We start from the raw sequence: 15,427 nt of genomic DNA on the forward strand, positions 1-15,427 counted from the left end.
CGCCCGCGGCGGTTCGAGTGAGCCGCGTCTCAAACCGGCGCTGGGATTGGTGCAAACCGCCCTCCGTGGGGCAGCATGATGGCGCGCAGTCGACAGGGAGCCTTGCAGTTCGATGCAGGGCCGGCCGGGTGAGACACCTGGTGCTCCCGTCGCCACCGGCGCGTTCGAGGAGCTCGGGCCCTACGCCCGGGCTGGGGGGGCCGCGAGGCCAGGAGCGTCCCGCTCCGTCACGAGCCGAGCCACACCCGCAACCCCGACCCCGGAGTACCCGTGCACCACCCTGCCCCGACTCGTCGACCGCTGACCGCCGCCGCCAGCCTGCTGCTCGTCGGCGCGGTCGCCGCGACCCTCACCACCACCGCGCCGCACGCTTCCGCCGCGCCGCGCGACCTCGTCGCCAACGGCGGCTTCGAAGGCGGCACCAGCGGCTGGTTCGCCTCGTCCGGCTCGACCCTGAGCACCACCGGCGCCCACCACTCGGGCTCCGCCTCGGCGCACGTGGGCAACCCGCGCAGCGGCGCTGCCACCGTCGCGCTCAACGACCGCACCAACACGGTGGTCTCGACCACGAAGGGCGCGACCTACACGGCGTCCGCGTGGGTGAAGGCCAGCCGCGCCGGCACCTCCGCCGGTGTCCGCCTCATGGAGTACGCCGGCTCGTCGCTCGAGGGCCAGCGCAAGGGCACCGTGTGGCTGACCGACACGAAGTGGCACCAGGTCAAGACCACCTACACGGCTGCCGCCGACGGCGCGACCGTCGACCTCAACGTCCTCGCCTGGTCGCTGGCCGGCGGTGGCAGCCTCGACGTCGACGACGTCTCGCTGACCGCCACCGGTGCGGCTGACGCGCCGCCGGCACCTGCGCCCACGCCGACGCCCACCCCGACCCCCACCAGCAGCCCCTCGCCCTCGGGGTGGCACCGCGTGTGGGACGACGAGTTCGACGGGTCGAGCGTCGACGGCTCGAAGTGGAACGTGCGCAACAACGACCACAACGGCTACGAGCGCTCCTGCCTGACCAACCGCAGCAAGAACGTCTCGGTCAGCGGCGGTTCGCTGCACATCGTCGGCCAGCGCGAGAACATGAAGTGCGGCGGCTACAACGGCAGCTTCACCTCGGGGTACCTCGACACCATCGGCAAGTTCTCGACGGCCTACGGCCGCTACGAGATGCGCGCCAAGATGCCGACGCAGGCCGGCTCCTCGAAGGGCCTGTGGCCCGCCTTCTGGCTGCGGCCCGACGACGGCGGGCTGGGTGAGCTCGACATCATGGAGGCCGTCGGCTCCGACCCGGGCGAGAAGAACTACGACCACGTGAGCCAGACGCTCTGGTACAAGACCGACGGCAGCGTGAAGGGTCAGTCGAAGGCCGCCTATCCCAAGGGCGGGACGATGTCCGACGGCTACCACACGTACGCGGTGGAGTGGGAGAAGGGCGCGATCCGCTGGTACGTCGACGGTGAGCTCACCTACTCGCGCGACCGCAGCACGACCTCGTGGCTCAGCGCGGCCTTCGACGGCGGCCGCAAGTTCCACATCCGCCTGAACCTGCAGATCGGCGGCGCGTGGCCCGGTCTGCCCACCGGGCACACGAAGTTCCCCGCGGACTACGCGGTCGACTACGTACGCGTCTACCAGCGCTAGGCCAGCGTCGCGGCGAAGGGGTCGAAGTCGGCGGGCAGCGCCGGCACCGGGTCGACGGTGCTGGCGACCTCGACGAACTCCTTGCGCTGCACGGACTCCTCGGCGCTGACCATCACGTCGAGCACGTGGTAGGCGACCTGCCCGGTGGCGACGTGCACGTCGCCACCGCGCAGGGTCCGCGCCATGCAGAGGGCGCCGACCCCGCGTCCGGACAGGGGCCCCTCCTCCGGGAGGATCTCGTACGGCTGGGGCTTGCTGCGGTCGTGCTCGACCATCGGGCGGTAGACCCGGAGTTCCGACCCGCCGAAGTAGTTGGGGTCGCCCAGCACCAGCGTTCCCTCGGTGCCGTTGACCTCGAAGACGCCGTGGCGGAACAGCGGGGTGTCCACGCTCATGAGCGAGGAGGCCACCTGTCCCTGCTCGAAGATGCTCGTCAGCGCCAGGTGCGTGGGCACCTCCACCGGGAACTCGGTGCCGGCGCGCGGACCCGAGCGGATCGTGCGCACCTCTGCGGCCTTCGTGCCCACGGCGACCACGTGCGCGATGGGGCCGACGAGGTGCACGAGCGCCGTGAGGTAGTAGGGGCCCATGTCGAACAGCGGGCCCGCGCCCTTGGCGAACAGGAACTCCGGCCCGGGGTGCCACCAGTCCGGACCCTGGCCCTGGAAGGCGGTGGTGGCGCTGAGCGGGGTGCCGATGGCGCCGGCCTCGATCGCCCGCTTGGCCGTCTGCCAGCCCGGGCCGAGGACGGTGTCGGGGGCGCAGCCGAGCAGCGGGCCCCTGCTCCCGGCCAGGTCGACGAGGTCCTTGGCGCCCTCGCGCTCGATGCCGAGCGGTTTCTCGCTCCACACGTGCTTGCCCGCCTCGAGGGCCGCGGTCGAGACCTCGACGTGCGCGGCCGGGATGGTGAGGTTGACGACGACCTCGACGTCGTCGTCAGCGAGCACCGCGTCGACGCCGCCAGAACTGCGTACGCCGTGCTTCGTCGCCTGCGCCGCCGCCCTGTCGGCGTCGATGTCGCCGACCGCCACGACCTCGACGTCGGGGTAGGACCCGAGGTTCGAGAGGTACTGGTCGCTGATGACGCCGGCTCCGATGACCCCGACGCCGACGGGGCCACTGCGGCTCATCGGGCGGTCTCCAGCGTCTGCTGCAGGAAGTCGTAGCTCTGCGAGATGCCGGCGAAGATGTCGCCCTCGTAGTGGTCGAACTCGACCACGGCATACCTCAGCGACGAGCCGGCGGCGAGGGCCTCGGCGAGCGGGACGTCGCCGGTGCCGGCGGGCGACTGGTCCTGCGGCATCTGCCGTGACGTGATGCCCGGCCGCATGGGGCCGTCCTTGACGTGCACCGCGACGACGCGCTCGCCCAGCCGCTGCAGCAGCTGCGCCGGGTCAGCGCCGCCGGCGGCCGCCCAGTAGAGGTCGACCTCGAGGAGCACGTCGGGCTCGAGCTGGTCGGCGAAGACCTCAAGCGCCGGCCGGCCGCCGACCTGGGTCCGCAGCTCGTGCTCGTGGTTGTGGTAGCCGACGCGCAAGCCGAGCGAGGCCGCCTCCTGCGCGCGGGTGTTGATGGTCTCAGCGGTCCGGGCGATGTCGTCGGCCGTCGTCCACTGGTCGAGCGGGACGTACGGGTCGATCAGCACCTGCACGCCGAGCTCGGCCGCCGCAGCCATGGTCTGCCCGGGCGGCGTGACCTGGAGCAGTCCGTCCGGCGTCTGCGCGGTCTCCCGCAGCAGGATGGCGTGGGCGGTCGGCACGGCCAGCCCGTGGCGGGCGGCGGCGGCCTTCAGCGCGTCGACGCGGCGGACGAAGTCGAACGCTTCCACGTTGCCGAACCCGATGCCCGCGAGGCGGGCGAAGGTGCCGTCGAGGTCGTCGTCGAGCGCCTGGCGCACGGCGTAGAGCTGGACGGAGGTCTCCGGCGTCGTCATGTCGGCTCTTCCTCGAGTCGGGTGGCGGGGCCCACCCATCGTGCACGGGCGCCGGGCGCGCGGTCGCGCAGGGGTGCGCGTGCCTTCCCAGAGCCCTGCCCGGCGCCTAGCATCCGGTCGTGGGCTTCGACGTCCCGGCCGACGCGTACGCGCAGTTCATGGGCCGCTGGTCCGAGTCGCTCGCGGTGCGGCTCGCCGACCGGCTGGAGCTGCGGCGGGGGATGCGCGCCCTCGACGTCGGCTGCGGCCCGGGCGCGCTGACGGCGGTGCTGGTCGACCGGCTCGGTGCGGACGCGGTGTCAGCGGTCGAGCCGTCCGCGAGCTTCGTCGAGGCTGCGCGCGCCCGGCTGCCGGAGGTCGACGTGCGGCACGCCGCGGCCGAGGACCTGCCCTTCGACACCAGCTCGTTCGACCGGGCCGCGGCGCAGCTGGTCGTGCACTTCATGGCCGACCCGGTGCAGGGGCTGCGCGAGATGGCGCGCGTCGTGCGACCCGGCGGCCTGGTCGCCGCCTCGGTGTGGGACTACGCCAGCGGCACGTCGCCGCTGTCGACGTTCTGGACCACCGTGGCGCGGCTCGACCCCGCGACCACGGACGAGTCGGGGTCGGCCGGCGCGCGCGAGGGCGAGCTGGCGGAGCTGATGACGTCGGCCGGACTCAGCGACATCGAGTCCCTCCGGCTCGAGGTGACCTCGCGCTTCGCCTCGCTGGACGAGTGGTGGCGGCCCTACACCTACGGCGTCTGGCCGGCCGGTGAGTACGTCGCCCGCCTCGACGAGCGCCGGCGGGCCGAGCTGCGCGACGTGTGCGCCGCGCTGCTGCCCGACCCGCCGTTCGAGCTGTCCGCCGGGGCGTGGGCGGCGCTCGGCCGCGTCACTCAGCCCGCGTAGCCGAGGATCGCGTCCTCCAGCACGCCGAGGCCCTCGTCGAGCAGGTCGGCGGGGATGACGAGGGGAGGCAGCAGGCGTACGACGTTGCTGAAGCTGCCGGCAGTCAGCACGATGACGCCCTGCGCGTGGCACGCCGCGGCGATCGCGGCAGCGGCGGCGGAGTCGGGCTCGGACGTACCGGGCTTGACGAGCTCCAGCGCCAGCATGGCGCCACGGCCGCGTACGTCGCCGATCCGGTCGCTCTTGTCCTGCAGCGCGCGCAGGCGGGGGACCACCGCCTCCTCGATGCGCTTGGCGGCACCGGCGAGGTCGGCGGACGCCATGACGTCCATGGCCGCGAGGGAGGCCGCGCAGGCGACCGGGTTGCCGCCGTAGGTGCCGCCGAGCCCGCCCTTGTGCACGGCGTCCATGAGCTCGGCGCGACCCGTGACGCCGGCGAGCGGGAGCCCACCGGCCATGCCCTTGGCGGTCACGACGAGGTCGGGCTCGACGCCCTCGTGGTGGGAGGCGAACCAGTCGCCAGTGCGGCAGAAGCCGGTCTGCACCTCGTCGGCGATGAACAGCGCGCCGTTGTCGCGGCACCACTGGGCGAGCGCGGGCAGGAAGCCGGGAGCGGGGTCGACGAAGCCGCCCTCGCCCTGGATCGGCTCCACCAGGACGCCGGCGACCTCGCCTGCGCCGACCTGCACCTCGATCTGCCGGATCGCGCGAGCCGCGGCCTGGGCGCCGGTCATGCCCTCGGGGTCGCGGAACGGGTAGGAGCCGGGTACGCGGTAGACGTCGGGGGCGAACGGCCCGAAGCCTGCCTTGTAGGGCATGTTCTTCGCGGTGAGCGCCATCGTGAGGTTCGTGCGGCCGTGGTACGCGTGGTCGAGCACCACGATCGCGCTGCGACCGGTCGCCCGGCGGGCCACCTTGACCGCGTTCTCCACGGCCTCCGCGCCCGAGTTGAAGAGCGCCGACTTCTTCGCGAAGTCGCCCGGTGTCAGGGCGTTGAGCCGCTCGCACACCTCGACGTAGCCGCTGTAGGGCGTGATCATGAAGCAGGTGTGGGTGAAGTGGCCGACCGCCTCGCGCACGGCCTCGACGACCGCGGGGTTCGCGTTGCCCACGCTGGTGACCGCGATACCGGAGCCCAGGTCGATCAGCGAGTTGCCGTCGACGTCGACCACGACACCGCCGTCGGCGTCGGCCGCGTAGACCGGCATGGTCGAGCCGACCGCGGCCGTCACGGCAGCCGCCCGCCGCTCGGCCAGCTGCTGCGAGGCCGGTCCGGGCAGGTCGGTGACGAGGCGGCGCTCCTGGGGCAGCCGGGTCGGGGGCAGTGCGGTGGTCGTGTCGGTCATGGCAGAAGCATGGACCCTGGCCCACGCCGCTGCACAGGCCGTCCGCACGGGCCTACGCTCGTCCCATGACGTCGACGCCGTACTGGGTTGCAGGCAAGGCCACCACGAGCGGTGAGGAGCTGGCCGTCACCCATCCCTACGACGGCTCGCAGGTCGGCACCACGAGCTGGGCCACCGCCGACGACGTCGAGCGGGCCGTGGCCGCCGCCGCCGCGGTCAGCGACTCGTTCGCGAAGGCGCCCGCCCACGTGCGCGCCGCCGCCCTGGACCACGTCTCGCGCCGGATCGCCGAGCGCGCGGACGAGATCGCGGCGCTGATCACGGCCGAGAACGGCAAGCCGATGAAGTGGGCGCGCGGCGAGGTGGCGCGCGCGGTCTCGACGTTCCGCTGGGGCGCTGAGGAGGCGCGCCGCTTCTCCGGCACCCTCCAGCGGCTCGACACCGACGCCGGCGGCGAGGGCCGCATGGCCGTCGTGCGCCGGGTGACCTACGGCCCGGTCCTCGCCATCAGCCCGTTCAACTTCCCGCTCAACCTCGTGGCCCACAAGGTCGCGCCCGCACTGGCCGTCGGCGCGCCCGTCGTCGTCAAGCCGGCTCCCGCGACCCCGCTGACCGCGCTGCTGCTGGGCGAGATCCTCGCCGAGACCGACCTCCCCGAGGGTTCATGGTCGGTGCTGCCCGTGCCCAACGACCAGATGGACCCGCTGGTACAGGACCCGCGCCTGCCCGTCGTCTCGTTCACCGGCTCCGGTCCGGTGGGCTGGTCGATCCTGGACCGGGTGCCCCGCAAGCACGTGACGCTCGAGCTGGGCGGCAACGCCGCGGTCGTCGTGTGCGCCGACACCACGGGCGCCGAGCTCGACCGGGCGGCCTCGCGGATCGCGACGTTCGCGATGTACCAGGCCGGACAGTCGTGCATCTCGGTGCAGCGCGTCTACGCGGACGCCTCGGTCTACGACGAGCTCACCGCGAAGGTCGTCGCCGCCAGCGAGGCGCTGGTCACCGGCGACCCGCGCGACGAGAAGACCGACGTCGGGCCCGTGATCGACGAGCGCGCCGCCGAGCGCATCGAGAGCTGGGTCTCCGACGCGGTGGGCGCCGGCGCGCGGCTGCTGACGGGGGGTACGCGGGACGGCGCCACCGTCGCGCCGACCGTGCTCGCCGACGTGCCCGACGAGGCGAAGGTCTCGTGCGAGGAGGTCTTCGGCCCGGTCGTGGTGCTCGCGCCCGTCGGCTCGGTCGACGAGGCGTTCGAGCGCGTCAACGCCTCGCGCTACGGGCTGCAGGCCGGCGTCTTCACCCGCGACCTCGGCATCGCGTTCCGCGCCGGCGTCGAGCTCGAGGTCGGCGGCGTCGTGGTCGGAGACGTGCCGAGCTTCCGCGCCGACCAGATGCCCTACGGCGGCGCCAAGGAGTCCGGCGTCGGGCGCGAGGGAGTCGCCGCCGCGATGGCCGACCTGACCTACGAGCGCGTCACCGTGCTCACCGGCATCAGCGTCTGACCGGCGGCGGGTCCTCCGCCGCCCGTCAGCGGGGGAGGAGTGCCTTGACCTTGGCCAGCGCCCCGTCGAGGACCTCGACGGCGCCGGCGTGCAGCTCGGGGCTGTCCTGCGCCGCGACCGCCGTGATGACCGCGATCTCCTGGCGGCCGTAGACGGCGGCGGCCAGGTAGGTCGTCACCGGGATCCGGTCCTTGCCGTCGACGACGGTGCCCGTGACGCGGAACAGCGCCGCCGAGTCGCCGCGCCGCGAGATCGGCACCCGGCGGACGGTCCACCGCGTGCCGTCCTCGACGACGGAGCGGCACGTCGCGACGGCTGCGACGCTCTGCGTCAGGTCGGTGCGGGCCTGCGCCGGCGTGGCGTAGGACTGGACGCTCTCGGACAGGTAGGCGGCCTCCTTGCCGTACTGCCAGTCGGTGTGCGCGTGCGAGACCATGCCAACCGACTTCGGCCCCCGGAACAGGCAGCCGAAGCCCGCGCCGTGAGGGGCCGAGACGTGCTTCCAGCCCTTCTCCAGGTCCGTCGCGTCGAGCAGCGAGGCACGGACCTTCGCCGTGGTGACCTTCGGCGCCGGAGCCGGCGCTGCGTCCGCAGGAGCGGCGAGCAGGCCGGTGACCGCGGCGACGCCGACCGCGGTCGAGACGAGTGCGAAGGGCCGGACGAGACGCACGGGAGCTCCTGGAGTGGGCGCGGCGGGGTGCCGCGCCGACCCTAGCGGCAGGGACCGACGCGTACGCGGTGCTTCCCGCACCTCACCCGGACGGTGCTCCGGGTCAACCGCCTCCTGCGGGGGCCGTCAGGCGCGAGCAGGCGGGACAGGGTCGTAGCCGCTGGTGCCGCCCGGACGGCAGCGCAGGATGCGGCCGGCGGTGAGGCGTACGCCGTGCAGGGTGCCGTGCGTGTGCAGCGCCTCTATCGCGAACTCCGAGCACGACGGGGTCATGCGGCAGCACGGCCTCTCCCGCCGGGTGCTGATCCGCGACTGGTAGAGCCGGATGAGCCGCTCGGCCCGCGACGTGCCCCCGGTGCCGCGCGCCGCGGGCGCCCGCAGGAGGGACACCGCGGCGGGGGCCACGAGCAGGAGCTGCGGACCGCAGCCGAGCATCTCGGCCAGGCAGCAGCCGGTCTCGAGCAGGAAGACGTCGCGCAGGCAGCCGCCGCCGCCGCGCCCGTAGTAGCCGCCGCCGCGTCCGTAGCCACCGCGTCCGTAGCCGCCGAACGGGCCGTAGGAGCCGTAGCCGCGCGGGGGGCGGCGACCGCCCCAGTTCACCCAGACCATGCGAACCTCCGATCCCGACCGAGTCACCGGTGAGGGACCCGCTCAAACCTGCTGCGGGTCACTCGAAGGTCGTCGGCAGCGCCGGCTCGCCGCGCGAGAGCGCGTGCGCCTCGACCGGCAGCTCGGCCAGCGAGCGGGCGTGCCGGTCGCGTGCGTCGGCGAGCGGCTCGCGGCCGACGACCTCGCCACCGCGTACGAGCGGCACCAGCAGCGGGCGGCCGGTCTCGCCGGCCGGCACGTCGTAGCCGATGCCCACGACCTCCTCGCTCGTGTGCCCGTCGTCGCCGTAGCGCCGCGCTGCCCACTTGCGACCACCTCGGCTGGTCTTGTTGAGCGAGCGCTTCTCGACAGGGCGCAGCTCGCCGCTCGAGTCCTCGCGCGCGACGAGCTTGTAGACCAGGCCAGCCGTCGGCGCGCCCGAGCCGGTGACCAGCGAGGTGCCCACGCCGTAGCCGTCGACCGGCGCGGCAGCGAGGCCGGCGATCGCGTACTCGTCGAGGTCGCTCGTCACGATGATGCGGGTCTGGTCCGCGCCGAGCTCGTCGAGCAGCGCCCGCGTCTCGCGCGCCTGGGTCACCAGGTCGCCCGAGTCGAGGCGCACCGCCCCGAGCGCCCGGCCGGCGGCAGCGACCGCGTTGCGCACGCCCTGGGCCACGTCGTAGGTGTCGACCAGCAGCGTCGTGCCCGGCCCGAGCGCAGCGACCTGCGCCGCGAAGGCCTGCTCCTCGGTGTCGTGCAGCAGGGTGAAGGCGTGCGCGCTCGTGCCTGTCGACGGGATGCCGTGCCGGCGGGCGGCTTCGAGGTTGGAGGTGGCGGCGAACCCGGCGACGTAGGCAGCCCGCGCCGCGGCCACTGCGGCCTGCTCGTGCGCCCGGCGCGAGCCCATCTCGATGCAGGGCCGCCCCGACGAGGCGCACGTCATGCGGCTGGCGGCCGCGGCGACCGCGGAGTCGAAGTTGAGGATGCTCAGCACGAGGGTCTCGAGCAGCACCGCCTCGGCGAAGCTCGCCTCCACCGTCAGCAGCGGGGAGTTCGGCACGTAGGTCTCGCCCTCGGCGTAGCCGTCGACGGAGCCGGTGAAGCGGTAGTCCGCGAGCCAGTCGATCGTGGGCCGGTCGATGCCCGCCTTGGCCAGCGACGCGAGCTCGTCGGGCCCGAACCGGAAGTTCTCGACGGCGTCGAGCAGGCGCCCGGTGCCCGCGACCACGCCGTAGCGGCGGCCGTCAGGCAGACGGCGGGCGAACACCTCGAAGACCGCCCGCCGGTGGGCCGTGCCGGAGCGCAGCGCCGCCTGGAGCATGGTGATCTCGTAGTGGTCGGTCAGCAGCGCGGTCGAGGCGTCGATCACTCTGGGCACCCTACGCATGCTCCCCCGCCCGGCGGCTCCCCTACCCTGGGCGTCGTGTCCGCCGCTCCCGTCGACGCGCCCACGCGCCCCGAGCTCGACGAGGACCTCTCGTTCGTGCTGGACGCGCCCTGGGTCACGATCGTCTGGAACGACCCGGTCAACCTGATGTCCTACGTGGCGTGGGTGTTCCGCCACTACTTCGGCTACTCGAAGGAAAAGGCCGACAAGCTCATGCTCGACGTGCACCAGGAGGGCCGGGCGGCCGTGTCGCACGGCACGCGCGAGGAGATGGAGCGCGACGTGGAGGCCCTGCACGGCTTCGGGCTCTGGGCGACGATGCAGAAGGACGCATGAGCTGGCCGTGGTTCTCCCGCGCGCCCGGCGGCGGCGTGGAGGTCTCGCTCGACGCCGATGCCGCGCGGCTGCTGAGCGGGATCTTCGGCGAGATGCTCTCCCTGCTCGAGGACTCCTCGTCGGCGCCGGCCGACCCGCTGGCCGCCCAGCTGGGCATCGGCGTCGCGACCGCGCCGCCCGAGGACCCGGCGCTCGCGCGGCTGCTGCCCGACGCGTACCCGGAGGATCCCGAGGCGGCGGCGGAGTTCCGCCGCTACACCGAGCTGGGACTGCGCGAGCGCAAGCGGGCGGCGGCGCGTACGGTGCTCGCCGCTCTCGACTCCCCGATGCCCGTACGCCTGCAGCCCGACGAGCTGCTCGCGTGGCTCACCGCCTTCAACGACGCGCGGCTCGCGCTCGGCGTGCGGCTCGACATCGAGGAGGACTGGACCGAGCAGGTGGCAGCGCTCGACGAGGACGACCCGGCGGCGTACTCCTACGCGGTCTACGAGTACCTCACCGAGATGCAGGAGCGGCTGGTGCAGGCCGCCGGCGACCCGCCGCCCTCGCCGCGCGCAGCCCGCGCCTAGGCTTCGGCGCGTGCTCGAACTCCCTCGCGCCCTGCACGACGCCATGGTCGCCCACGCCCGGCGAGACCACCCCGACGAGGCGTGCGGCGTGCTCGCCGGGCCTGCCGGCTCCGACCGGCCCACGCGTCACGTCGAGATGCTGAACGCAGCGCGCTCGCCCACGTTCTACGAGTTCGACTCGATGGAGCAGCTGCAGGTGTGGCGGGCCATGGACGACGCCGACGAGGAGCCGGTGGTGATCTACCACTCGCACACGGCGACCGAGGCCTACCCGTCGCGCACGGACGTCTCGCTCGCGCAGGAGCCCTCGGCGCACTACGTGCTCGTCTCGACCGCCGACCCCGACACCGCGGTCGTGCGCTCCTACCGGATCGTCGACGGCGAGGTCACCGAGGAGCCGGTCAGCGTCGTGGAGTGAGGCCGCTCACGCCTGGAATAGCCTGGTGTCCCCGCGGCGCTGCGGGATGTGGTCCGGTTCAGCGAGCTCAGCAAGTGGAGGCGTGTGCAATGGCGGTCGAGGTACGGATCCCGACGATCCTGCGGACCTACACCGACGGCGCAAAGGCCGTAGAGGGGTCTGGCACCACGCTCGACGAGCTCATCGCCGACCTGGAGAGCCGCCACCCCGGGCTGCGCGACCGCCTCGTCGAGGGCGACGCCCTGCGCCGCTTCGTCAACGTCTACCTCAACGACGAAGACGTCCGCTTCCTCGGCGGGCTCAAGGCCTCCGTGGACGACGGCGACAGCGTGACGGTCCTCCCGGCCGTCGCCGGCGGCTGAGGCAGCCGGCCCCTCCGGTGCGCTACGACTCCCTGCTCGACTCGGTCGGGCGTACCCCGCTCGTCGGGCTGCCGCGGCTCTCGCCGTCGCCGTCGGTGCGCCTGTGGGCCAAGCTCGAGGACCGCAACCCGACCGGCTCGGTCAAGGACCGGCCGGCGCTGGCGATGGTCGAGCGGGCCGAGGCCGAGGGCGTGCTCAAGCCGGGCATGACGATCCTCGAGCCCACCTCGGGCAACACGGGCATCTCGCTCGCCATGGCCGCGAAGCTCAAGGGCTACAACATCGTCTGCGTCATGCCGGAGAACACCTCGGCCGAGCGCTCGCAGCTGCTGCGGATGTGGGGCGCCGAGATCCTGCACTCGCCGGCGGCGGGCGGGTCCAACGAAGCGGTGCGGGTCGCGAAGTCGCTGGCGGCCGAGCACCCCGACTGGGTGATGCTGTACCAGTACGGCAACCCGGCGAACGCGCAGTCGCACTACGACACCACCGGGCCCGAGCTGCTCGAGGACCTGCCGACGATCACGCACTTCGTGGCCGGGCTCGGCACGACGGGGACGCTGATGGGCGTCGGGAGGTTCCTGCGCGAGAAGGTGCCGGGAGTCGAGATCGTGGCGGCCGAGCCGCGCTACGGCGAGCTGGTCTACGGGCTGCGCAACCTCGACGAGGGGTTCGTGCCCGAGCTCTACGACGCCTCGATCCTCACGACCCGCTTCTCGGTCGGGCCGCGCGACGCGCTGAAGCGGACGCGCGAGCTGCTGACCCAGGAGGGCATCTTCGCGGGCATCTCGACCGGCGCGATCGTCCACGCGGCTCTCGGCATCGCCCGCCGCTGCGTCAAGGAGGGCCGCGAGGCCGACATCGCCCTCATCGTCTGCGACGGCGGTTGGAAGTACCTCTCGACCGGCGCCTACGAGGGCGACCTCGACGAGGCCGAGGAGTCCATCGAGGGCTCCCTCTGGGCCTAGCCCGCCCTCTTCCTCACGACACCGTGGTGCTCCATCGCCCTATAGCGAGCACGAAGCACCACGACGTCGTGGTGCTCCATCGCCCTACAGCGAGCACGAGGGACCACAACGTCGTAGGGGACCCGGCCAGCCGGCTCGCGTCAGCACCTCACCGACCAGCCGGGCGACCTGGCATGGCTCGCCGAAGACGTCCGCGTGCCCGAACCGGAGGGTCGTCTGGCCTCTGGTGGCGGCAGCGTTGTCCCGGCGCATGTCGCGGAAGCGGCCGGCTGCGTCCCCGTGGCCCAGCCAGCCGTCCAGCTCGGCGATGACGGCGTACTCGTCGTAGAGGCAGTCCCGCATCGCCCATGTGCCCTGGACGAACGCAGGCGCTTGCCGGCGCGCGGTCGGCAGGCCGTGCGCGCGTTCGACGCGGCGCAGGTACTCGAGCTCGAGCACGGACTCGGCTCCGCCGGCGAGATCGGAGAGCGCCGCTGTGATCCCGCCCCGCCAGCGCACCCTGTTGCGGAAGGTCAGCTCCGCCGTCAGCTTCGTGCCGGTCGTCGCGCGTCGCTGCAGCGCAGCCGCGACCACAGCGAGGGCGTCCCTGACCTTCACCGCCTCGTCGGCCAGATCGAAGACGGTCGCCTCCACGCTCGTACAGGGCAGGCTCGTGCTGGGATGGTGCACGGGCCGCAAGCGACGGGAACGACGCAGGCGTACGTCTCGCAGCTGCGGTGGGTTCTGCTCAAACGGGATCATGACTCGGACCGGACCGGAGTAGCCGGGGGCGGTGCCCCACAGGGCCGCCGCTGAGTCGTGGCTCAGCGCCGCGTCAGGACCTGCGGCGAGCACGGCCGCCCACAGGCGCGACGGCAAGTTCGGCGGCCCGCTGTGGGTGAGGTACGTCCGTGGCTGCACCAGCTGCCAGCGGCCAGTCGAGACCCGGCGTCGCAGCGCCGAGTGCGTCATGCCGGCTTCGAGAGCCTGCTGCTGGCTCACGACGCCTTCCTGCCACTTCACGAGTCGTTCCAGATCGTCCACGGGGTGCAGGTTCGGACCGAGACAGCCGGCACCACCACCAGGTGCTGTGCCCCTGTGGAAGCCGCCACGGTCGTCGTACGACGTTGTGGACGGAGGTGGCCCGTTGCGGCGACCCGACCGACGAGCGGCCCGCGCACTGGCAGGCCGCGGCGAGCGCGGCCGGGGCGACGTTGTGGAGGGTGGTAGCCCTATAGCGGTGACCAAGGACCACGACGTTGTGAGGCTGGAGGTGGGGATGTCGCGTAGGGCGGGAGGAGGGGCGGGGTGAGAGGGTGGGTGGCGTGGCGGACGCACCCATCGGCATCTTCGACTCAGGCGTGGGCGGGCTGACGGTGGCGCGGGCCGTGCTCGACTCGCTGCCGCACGAGCAGGTGCTTTACATGGCCGACACGGCGCGCCAGCCCTACGGCCCGAAGCCGCTCGCGCAGGTGCGCGCCTACGCACTCGAGGTGATGGACCGCCTGGTCGCCCAGGGCGTGAAGGCGCTGGTCATCGCCTGCAACTCGGCCACCGCGGCGGTGCTGGGCGACGCGCGGGAGCGCTACGGCGTACCCGTCGTCGAGGTCATCCGCCCCGCCGTCCGCCGCGCGGTCGCGGCCACCCGCAACGGCCACGTCGGCGTCATCGGCACGTCGGCCACGATCACCAGCGGCGCCTACGAGGACGCCTTCGCCGCCGCGCCCCACCTCAAGCTCACGACCCAGGCCTGCCCCCGCTTCGTCGAGCTGGTCGAGGCCGGCGTCACGAGCGGGCCCGAGGTCCTCGAGGTCGCCCACGGCTACCTCGACCCGATGGTCGCCATGGGCGTCGACACGATCGTGCTGGGCTGCACGCACTACCCGCTGCTGGCGGGCGCGATCCAGTACGTCGTCGGCGAGTCGGTCACGCTGGTCAACTCCGCCGACGAGACGGCCCGCGACCTCTACCGCGTGCTCAACGACAAGGGCCTGCTGCGCGACGGGCAGCTGCCCCCGCCGCGCCACGTGTTCCTGTCCACCGGCGACTCGACGCTGTTCACCGAACTCGGCCGCCGGTTCCTCGGGCCGGAGATCGAGGCCGCGTGAGGCTCACCGTCGCCGGCTGCTCGGGCTCGGGACCGGGCCGCGACGGCGCCGCGAGCTGCTACCTCGTCGAGGCCGGCAGCACCCGCATCGTGCTCGACGTCGGCCCGGGCTCGCTGAGCCCGCTGCAGCGCCACGTACGCCTCGCCGACGTCGACGCGGTACTGCTGAGCCACCTGCACCCCGACCACTGCCTCGACCTGTGCGCCTGGCACGTCGCCGCCAAGTACGGCGACGCCGGCCGGGCGGGGACGCTGCGCGCGGTCGCCTCCACGGGCGCGGCGGAGCGGATGGCCCGCGCCTACGGCGTCGAGCGTCCCGAGCGCCTCGACACGATGACGTTCGAGGCGTGGACACCGGAGCTGAACGTGGGCGACGTACGCGTCACCGCCGTCCGCGCCGCGCACCCGGGGGAGTCGTGGTCGATGCGCCTCGAGCACGAGGGCCGCAGCCTCGTCTTCAGCGGCGACACCGGGCCGAACCCGAGGCTGCAGGAGCTCGCCGCAGGCTGCAACCTGCTCCTGTGCGAGGCCGCGGCCGAGGAGCCGCTGCCGGGCCTGCACCTCACGGGGGCCGAGGCCGGTGAGCTGGCCGCAGCAGCCGGCGCCGGACGCCTCGTGCTCACGCACATCCCGACTTGGACCGACCCGGCGGACGCGCTGGAGCAGGCGAGAGGCGCCTACGGCGGCGAGGTCGTGCTGGCCGCCTCGGGCGGGGTGCACGAGGTCTGAGA

The 15,427-nt window shown here is 73.2% G+C and carries 17 protein-coding genes; 10 read left to right on the top strand and 7 right to left on the bottom strand.

Features of this window, described 5'->3' with window-relative positions; genetic code table 11:
- Window positions 1-270 precede the first annotated feature (270 nt).
- Entirely contained in the window at window positions 271-1,644 is a 1,374-nt protein-coding gene (locus CLV35_RS14830) for a family 16 glycosylhydrolase (protein WP_121194251.1), read from the top strand.
- On the opposite strand, the gene CLV35_RS14835 is transcribed toward CLV35_RS14830, so the two are convergent.
- Together CLV35_RS14835 and CLV35_RS14840 are read right to left on the bottom strand one after the other, a co-directional pair.
- Window positions 1,641-2,774, bottom strand: a complete 1,134-nt coding sequence (locus tag CLV35_RS14835) for a Gfo/Idh/MocA family protein (RefSeq protein ID WP_121194252.1) — start codon at window positions 2,772-2,774, stop codon at window positions 1,641-1,643. The two genes, CLV35_RS14830 and CLV35_RS14835, sit on opposite strands and share 4 nt — an antisense overlap.
- The gene (locus CLV35_RS14840; protein ID WP_121194253.1) at window positions 2,771-3,577 is read right to left on the bottom strand and encodes a sugar phosphate isomerase/epimerase family protein; all 807 of its coding nucleotides are present in this window, start codon (window positions 3,575-3,577) and stop codon (window positions 2,771-2,773) included. Before CLV35_RS14840 ends, CLV35_RS14835 begins: the two co-directional genes overlap by 4 nt.
- Window positions 3,578-3,696: 119 nt before the next feature.
- On the opposite strand from CLV35_RS14840, the gene CLV35_RS14845 reads away from it, so the two are divergent.
- Window positions 3,697-4,467 (top strand): class I SAM-dependent methyltransferase, encoded by a 771-nt coding sequence (locus CLV35_RS14845; RefSeq protein WP_121194254.1) that lies wholly within the window; start codon window positions 3,697-3,699, stop codon window positions 4,465-4,467.
- On the opposite strand, the gene gabT is transcribed toward CLV35_RS14845, so the two are convergent.
- The gene (gene gabT / locus CLV35_RS14850) at window positions 4,455-5,813 is read right to left on the bottom strand and encodes a 4-aminobutyrate--2-oxoglutarate transaminase (RefSeq protein WP_121194255.1); all 1,359 of its coding nucleotides are present in this window, start codon (window positions 5,811-5,813) and stop codon (window positions 4,455-4,457) included. The genes CLV35_RS14845 and gabT overlap by 13 nt on opposite strands.
- A gap of 65 nt (window positions 5,814-5,878) precedes the next feature.
- Between gabT and CLV35_RS14855 the strand changes: the two genes are divergently transcribed.
- Window positions 5,879-7,315 (top strand): aldehyde dehydrogenase family protein, encoded by a 1,437-nt coding sequence (locus CLV35_RS14855; RefSeq protein WP_121194256.1) that lies wholly within the window; start codon window positions 5,879-5,881, stop codon window positions 7,313-7,315.
- 25 nt (window positions 7,316-7,340) lie between these two features.
- Here the strand turns inward: CLV35_RS14855 and CLV35_RS14860 are convergent, their stop codons facing one another.
- The 3 genes from CLV35_RS14860 to CLV35_RS14870 form a co-directional block, all read right to left on the bottom strand.
- Complete coding sequence (locus CLV35_RS14860) at window positions 7,341-7,985, bottom strand: hypothetical protein (RefSeq protein ID WP_121194257.1); 645 nt, start codon at window positions 7,983-7,985, stop codon at window positions 7,341-7,343.
- A gap of 126 nt (window positions 7,986-8,111) precedes the next feature.
- A complete protein-coding gene (gene yidD / locus CLV35_RS14865) occupies window positions 8,112-8,594 on the bottom strand; it encodes a membrane protein insertion efficiency factor YidD (RefSeq protein ID WP_121194258.1) in 483 nt (160 codons plus the stop codon).
- Window positions 8,595-8,652: 58 nt separating this feature from the next.
- Window positions 8,653-9,960, bottom strand: a complete 1,308-nt coding sequence (locus CLV35_RS14870; protein WP_121194259.1) for a nicotinate phosphoribosyltransferase — start codon at window positions 9,958-9,960, stop codon at window positions 8,653-8,655.
- Between the two features lie 27 nt (window positions 9,961-9,987).
- On the opposite strand from CLV35_RS14870, the gene clpS reads away from it, so the two are divergent.
- From clpS to CLV35_RS14895, 5 genes are all read left to right on the top strand, one after another.
- Window positions 9,988-10,296: an ATP-dependent Clp protease adapter ClpS gene (gene clpS / locus CLV35_RS14875; RefSeq protein WP_121194357.1), complete on the top strand. Its 309-nt coding sequence runs from the start codon at window positions 9,988-9,990 to the stop codon at window positions 10,294-10,296.
- Window positions 10,293-10,865 (top strand): DUF2017 domain-containing protein, encoded by a 573-nt coding sequence (locus tag CLV35_RS14880; protein ID WP_121194260.1) that lies wholly within the window; start codon window positions 10,293-10,295, stop codon window positions 10,863-10,865. Before clpS ends, CLV35_RS14880 begins: the two co-directional genes overlap by 4 nt.
- A 10-nt stretch (window positions 10,866-10,875) precedes the next feature.
- Entirely contained in the window at window positions 10,876-11,283 is a 408-nt protein-coding gene (locus tag CLV35_RS14885; RefSeq protein WP_121194261.1) for a Mov34/MPN/PAD-1 family protein, read from the top strand.
- 89 nt (window positions 11,284-11,372) lie between these two features.
- A complete protein-coding gene (locus CLV35_RS14890; protein WP_121194262.1) occupies window positions 11,373-11,645 on the top strand; it encodes a MoaD/ThiS family protein in 273 nt (90 codons plus the stop codon).
- A 17-nt stretch (window positions 11,646-11,662) separates the two neighbouring features.
- Window positions 11,663-12,610, top strand: coding sequence for a PLP-dependent cysteine synthase family protein (locus tag CLV35_RS14895; RefSeq protein ID WP_121194263.1), 948 nt, complete (start codon window positions 11,663-11,665; stop codon window positions 12,608-12,610).
- 84 nt (window positions 12,611-12,694) lie between these two features.
- On the opposite strand, the gene CLV35_RS14900 is transcribed toward CLV35_RS14895, so the two are convergent.
- The gene (locus CLV35_RS14900; RefSeq protein WP_121194264.1) at window positions 12,695-13,243 is read right to left on the bottom strand and encodes a hypothetical protein; all 549 of its coding nucleotides are present in this window, start codon (window positions 13,241-13,243) and stop codon (window positions 12,695-12,697) included.
- Between the two features lie 671 nt (window positions 13,244-13,914).
- On the opposite strand from CLV35_RS14900, the gene murI reads away from it, so the two are divergent.
- Together murI and CLV35_RS14910 are read left to right on the top strand one after the other, a co-directional pair.
- Window positions 13,915-14,697, top strand: a complete 783-nt coding sequence (gene murI / locus CLV35_RS14905) for a glutamate racemase (RefSeq protein ID WP_121194265.1) — start codon at window positions 13,915-13,917, stop codon at window positions 14,695-14,697.
- Entirely contained in the window at window positions 14,694-15,425 is a 732-nt protein-coding gene (locus CLV35_RS14910; protein WP_121194266.1) for an MBL fold metallo-hydrolase, read from the top strand. The genes murI and CLV35_RS14910 overlap by 4 nt, the downstream gene beginning before the upstream one ends.
- Window positions 15,426-15,427 lie beyond the last annotated feature (2 nt).

Origin of the sequence: Motilibacter peucedani (genome assembly GCF_003634695.1) — a bacterium.
In the GTDB taxonomy this organism is placed as follows: domain Bacteria; phylum Actinomycetota; class Actinomycetes; order Motilibacterales; family Motilibacteraceae; genus Motilibacter; species Motilibacter peucedani.

Coding starts and splice junctions, on each gene's coding strand:
- CLV35_RS14835 (WP_121194252.1), bottom strand. CDS start 2,774: ATGAGCCGCAGTGGCCCCGTCGGCGTCGGGGTCATCGGAGCCGGCGTC.
- CLV35_RS14840 (WP_121194253.1), bottom strand. CDS start 3,577: ATGACGACGCCGGAGACCTCCGTCCAGCTCTACGCCGTGCGCCAGGCG.
- gabT (WP_121194255.1), bottom strand. CDS start 5,813: ATGACCGACACGACCACCGCACTGCCCCCGACCCGGCTGCCCCAGGAG.
- CLV35_RS14855 (WP_121194256.1), top strand. CDS start 5,879: ATGACGTCGACGCCGTACTGGGTTGCAGGCAAGGCCACCACGAGCGGT.
- yidD (WP_121194258.1), bottom strand. CDS start 8,594: ATGGTCTGGGTGAACTGGGGCGGTCGCCGCCCCCCGCGCGGCTACGGC.
- CLV35_RS14870 (WP_121194259.1), bottom strand. CDS start 9,960: ATGCGTAGGGTGCCCAGAGTGATCGACGCCTCGACCGCGCTGCTGACC.
- CLV35_RS14880 (WP_121194260.1), top strand. CDS start 10,293: ATGAGCTGGCCGTGGTTCTCCCGCGCGCCCGGCGGCGGCGTGGAGGTC.
- CLV35_RS14890 (WP_121194262.1), top strand. CDS start 11,373: ATGGCGGTCGAGGTACGGATCCCGACGATCCTGCGGACCTACACCGAC.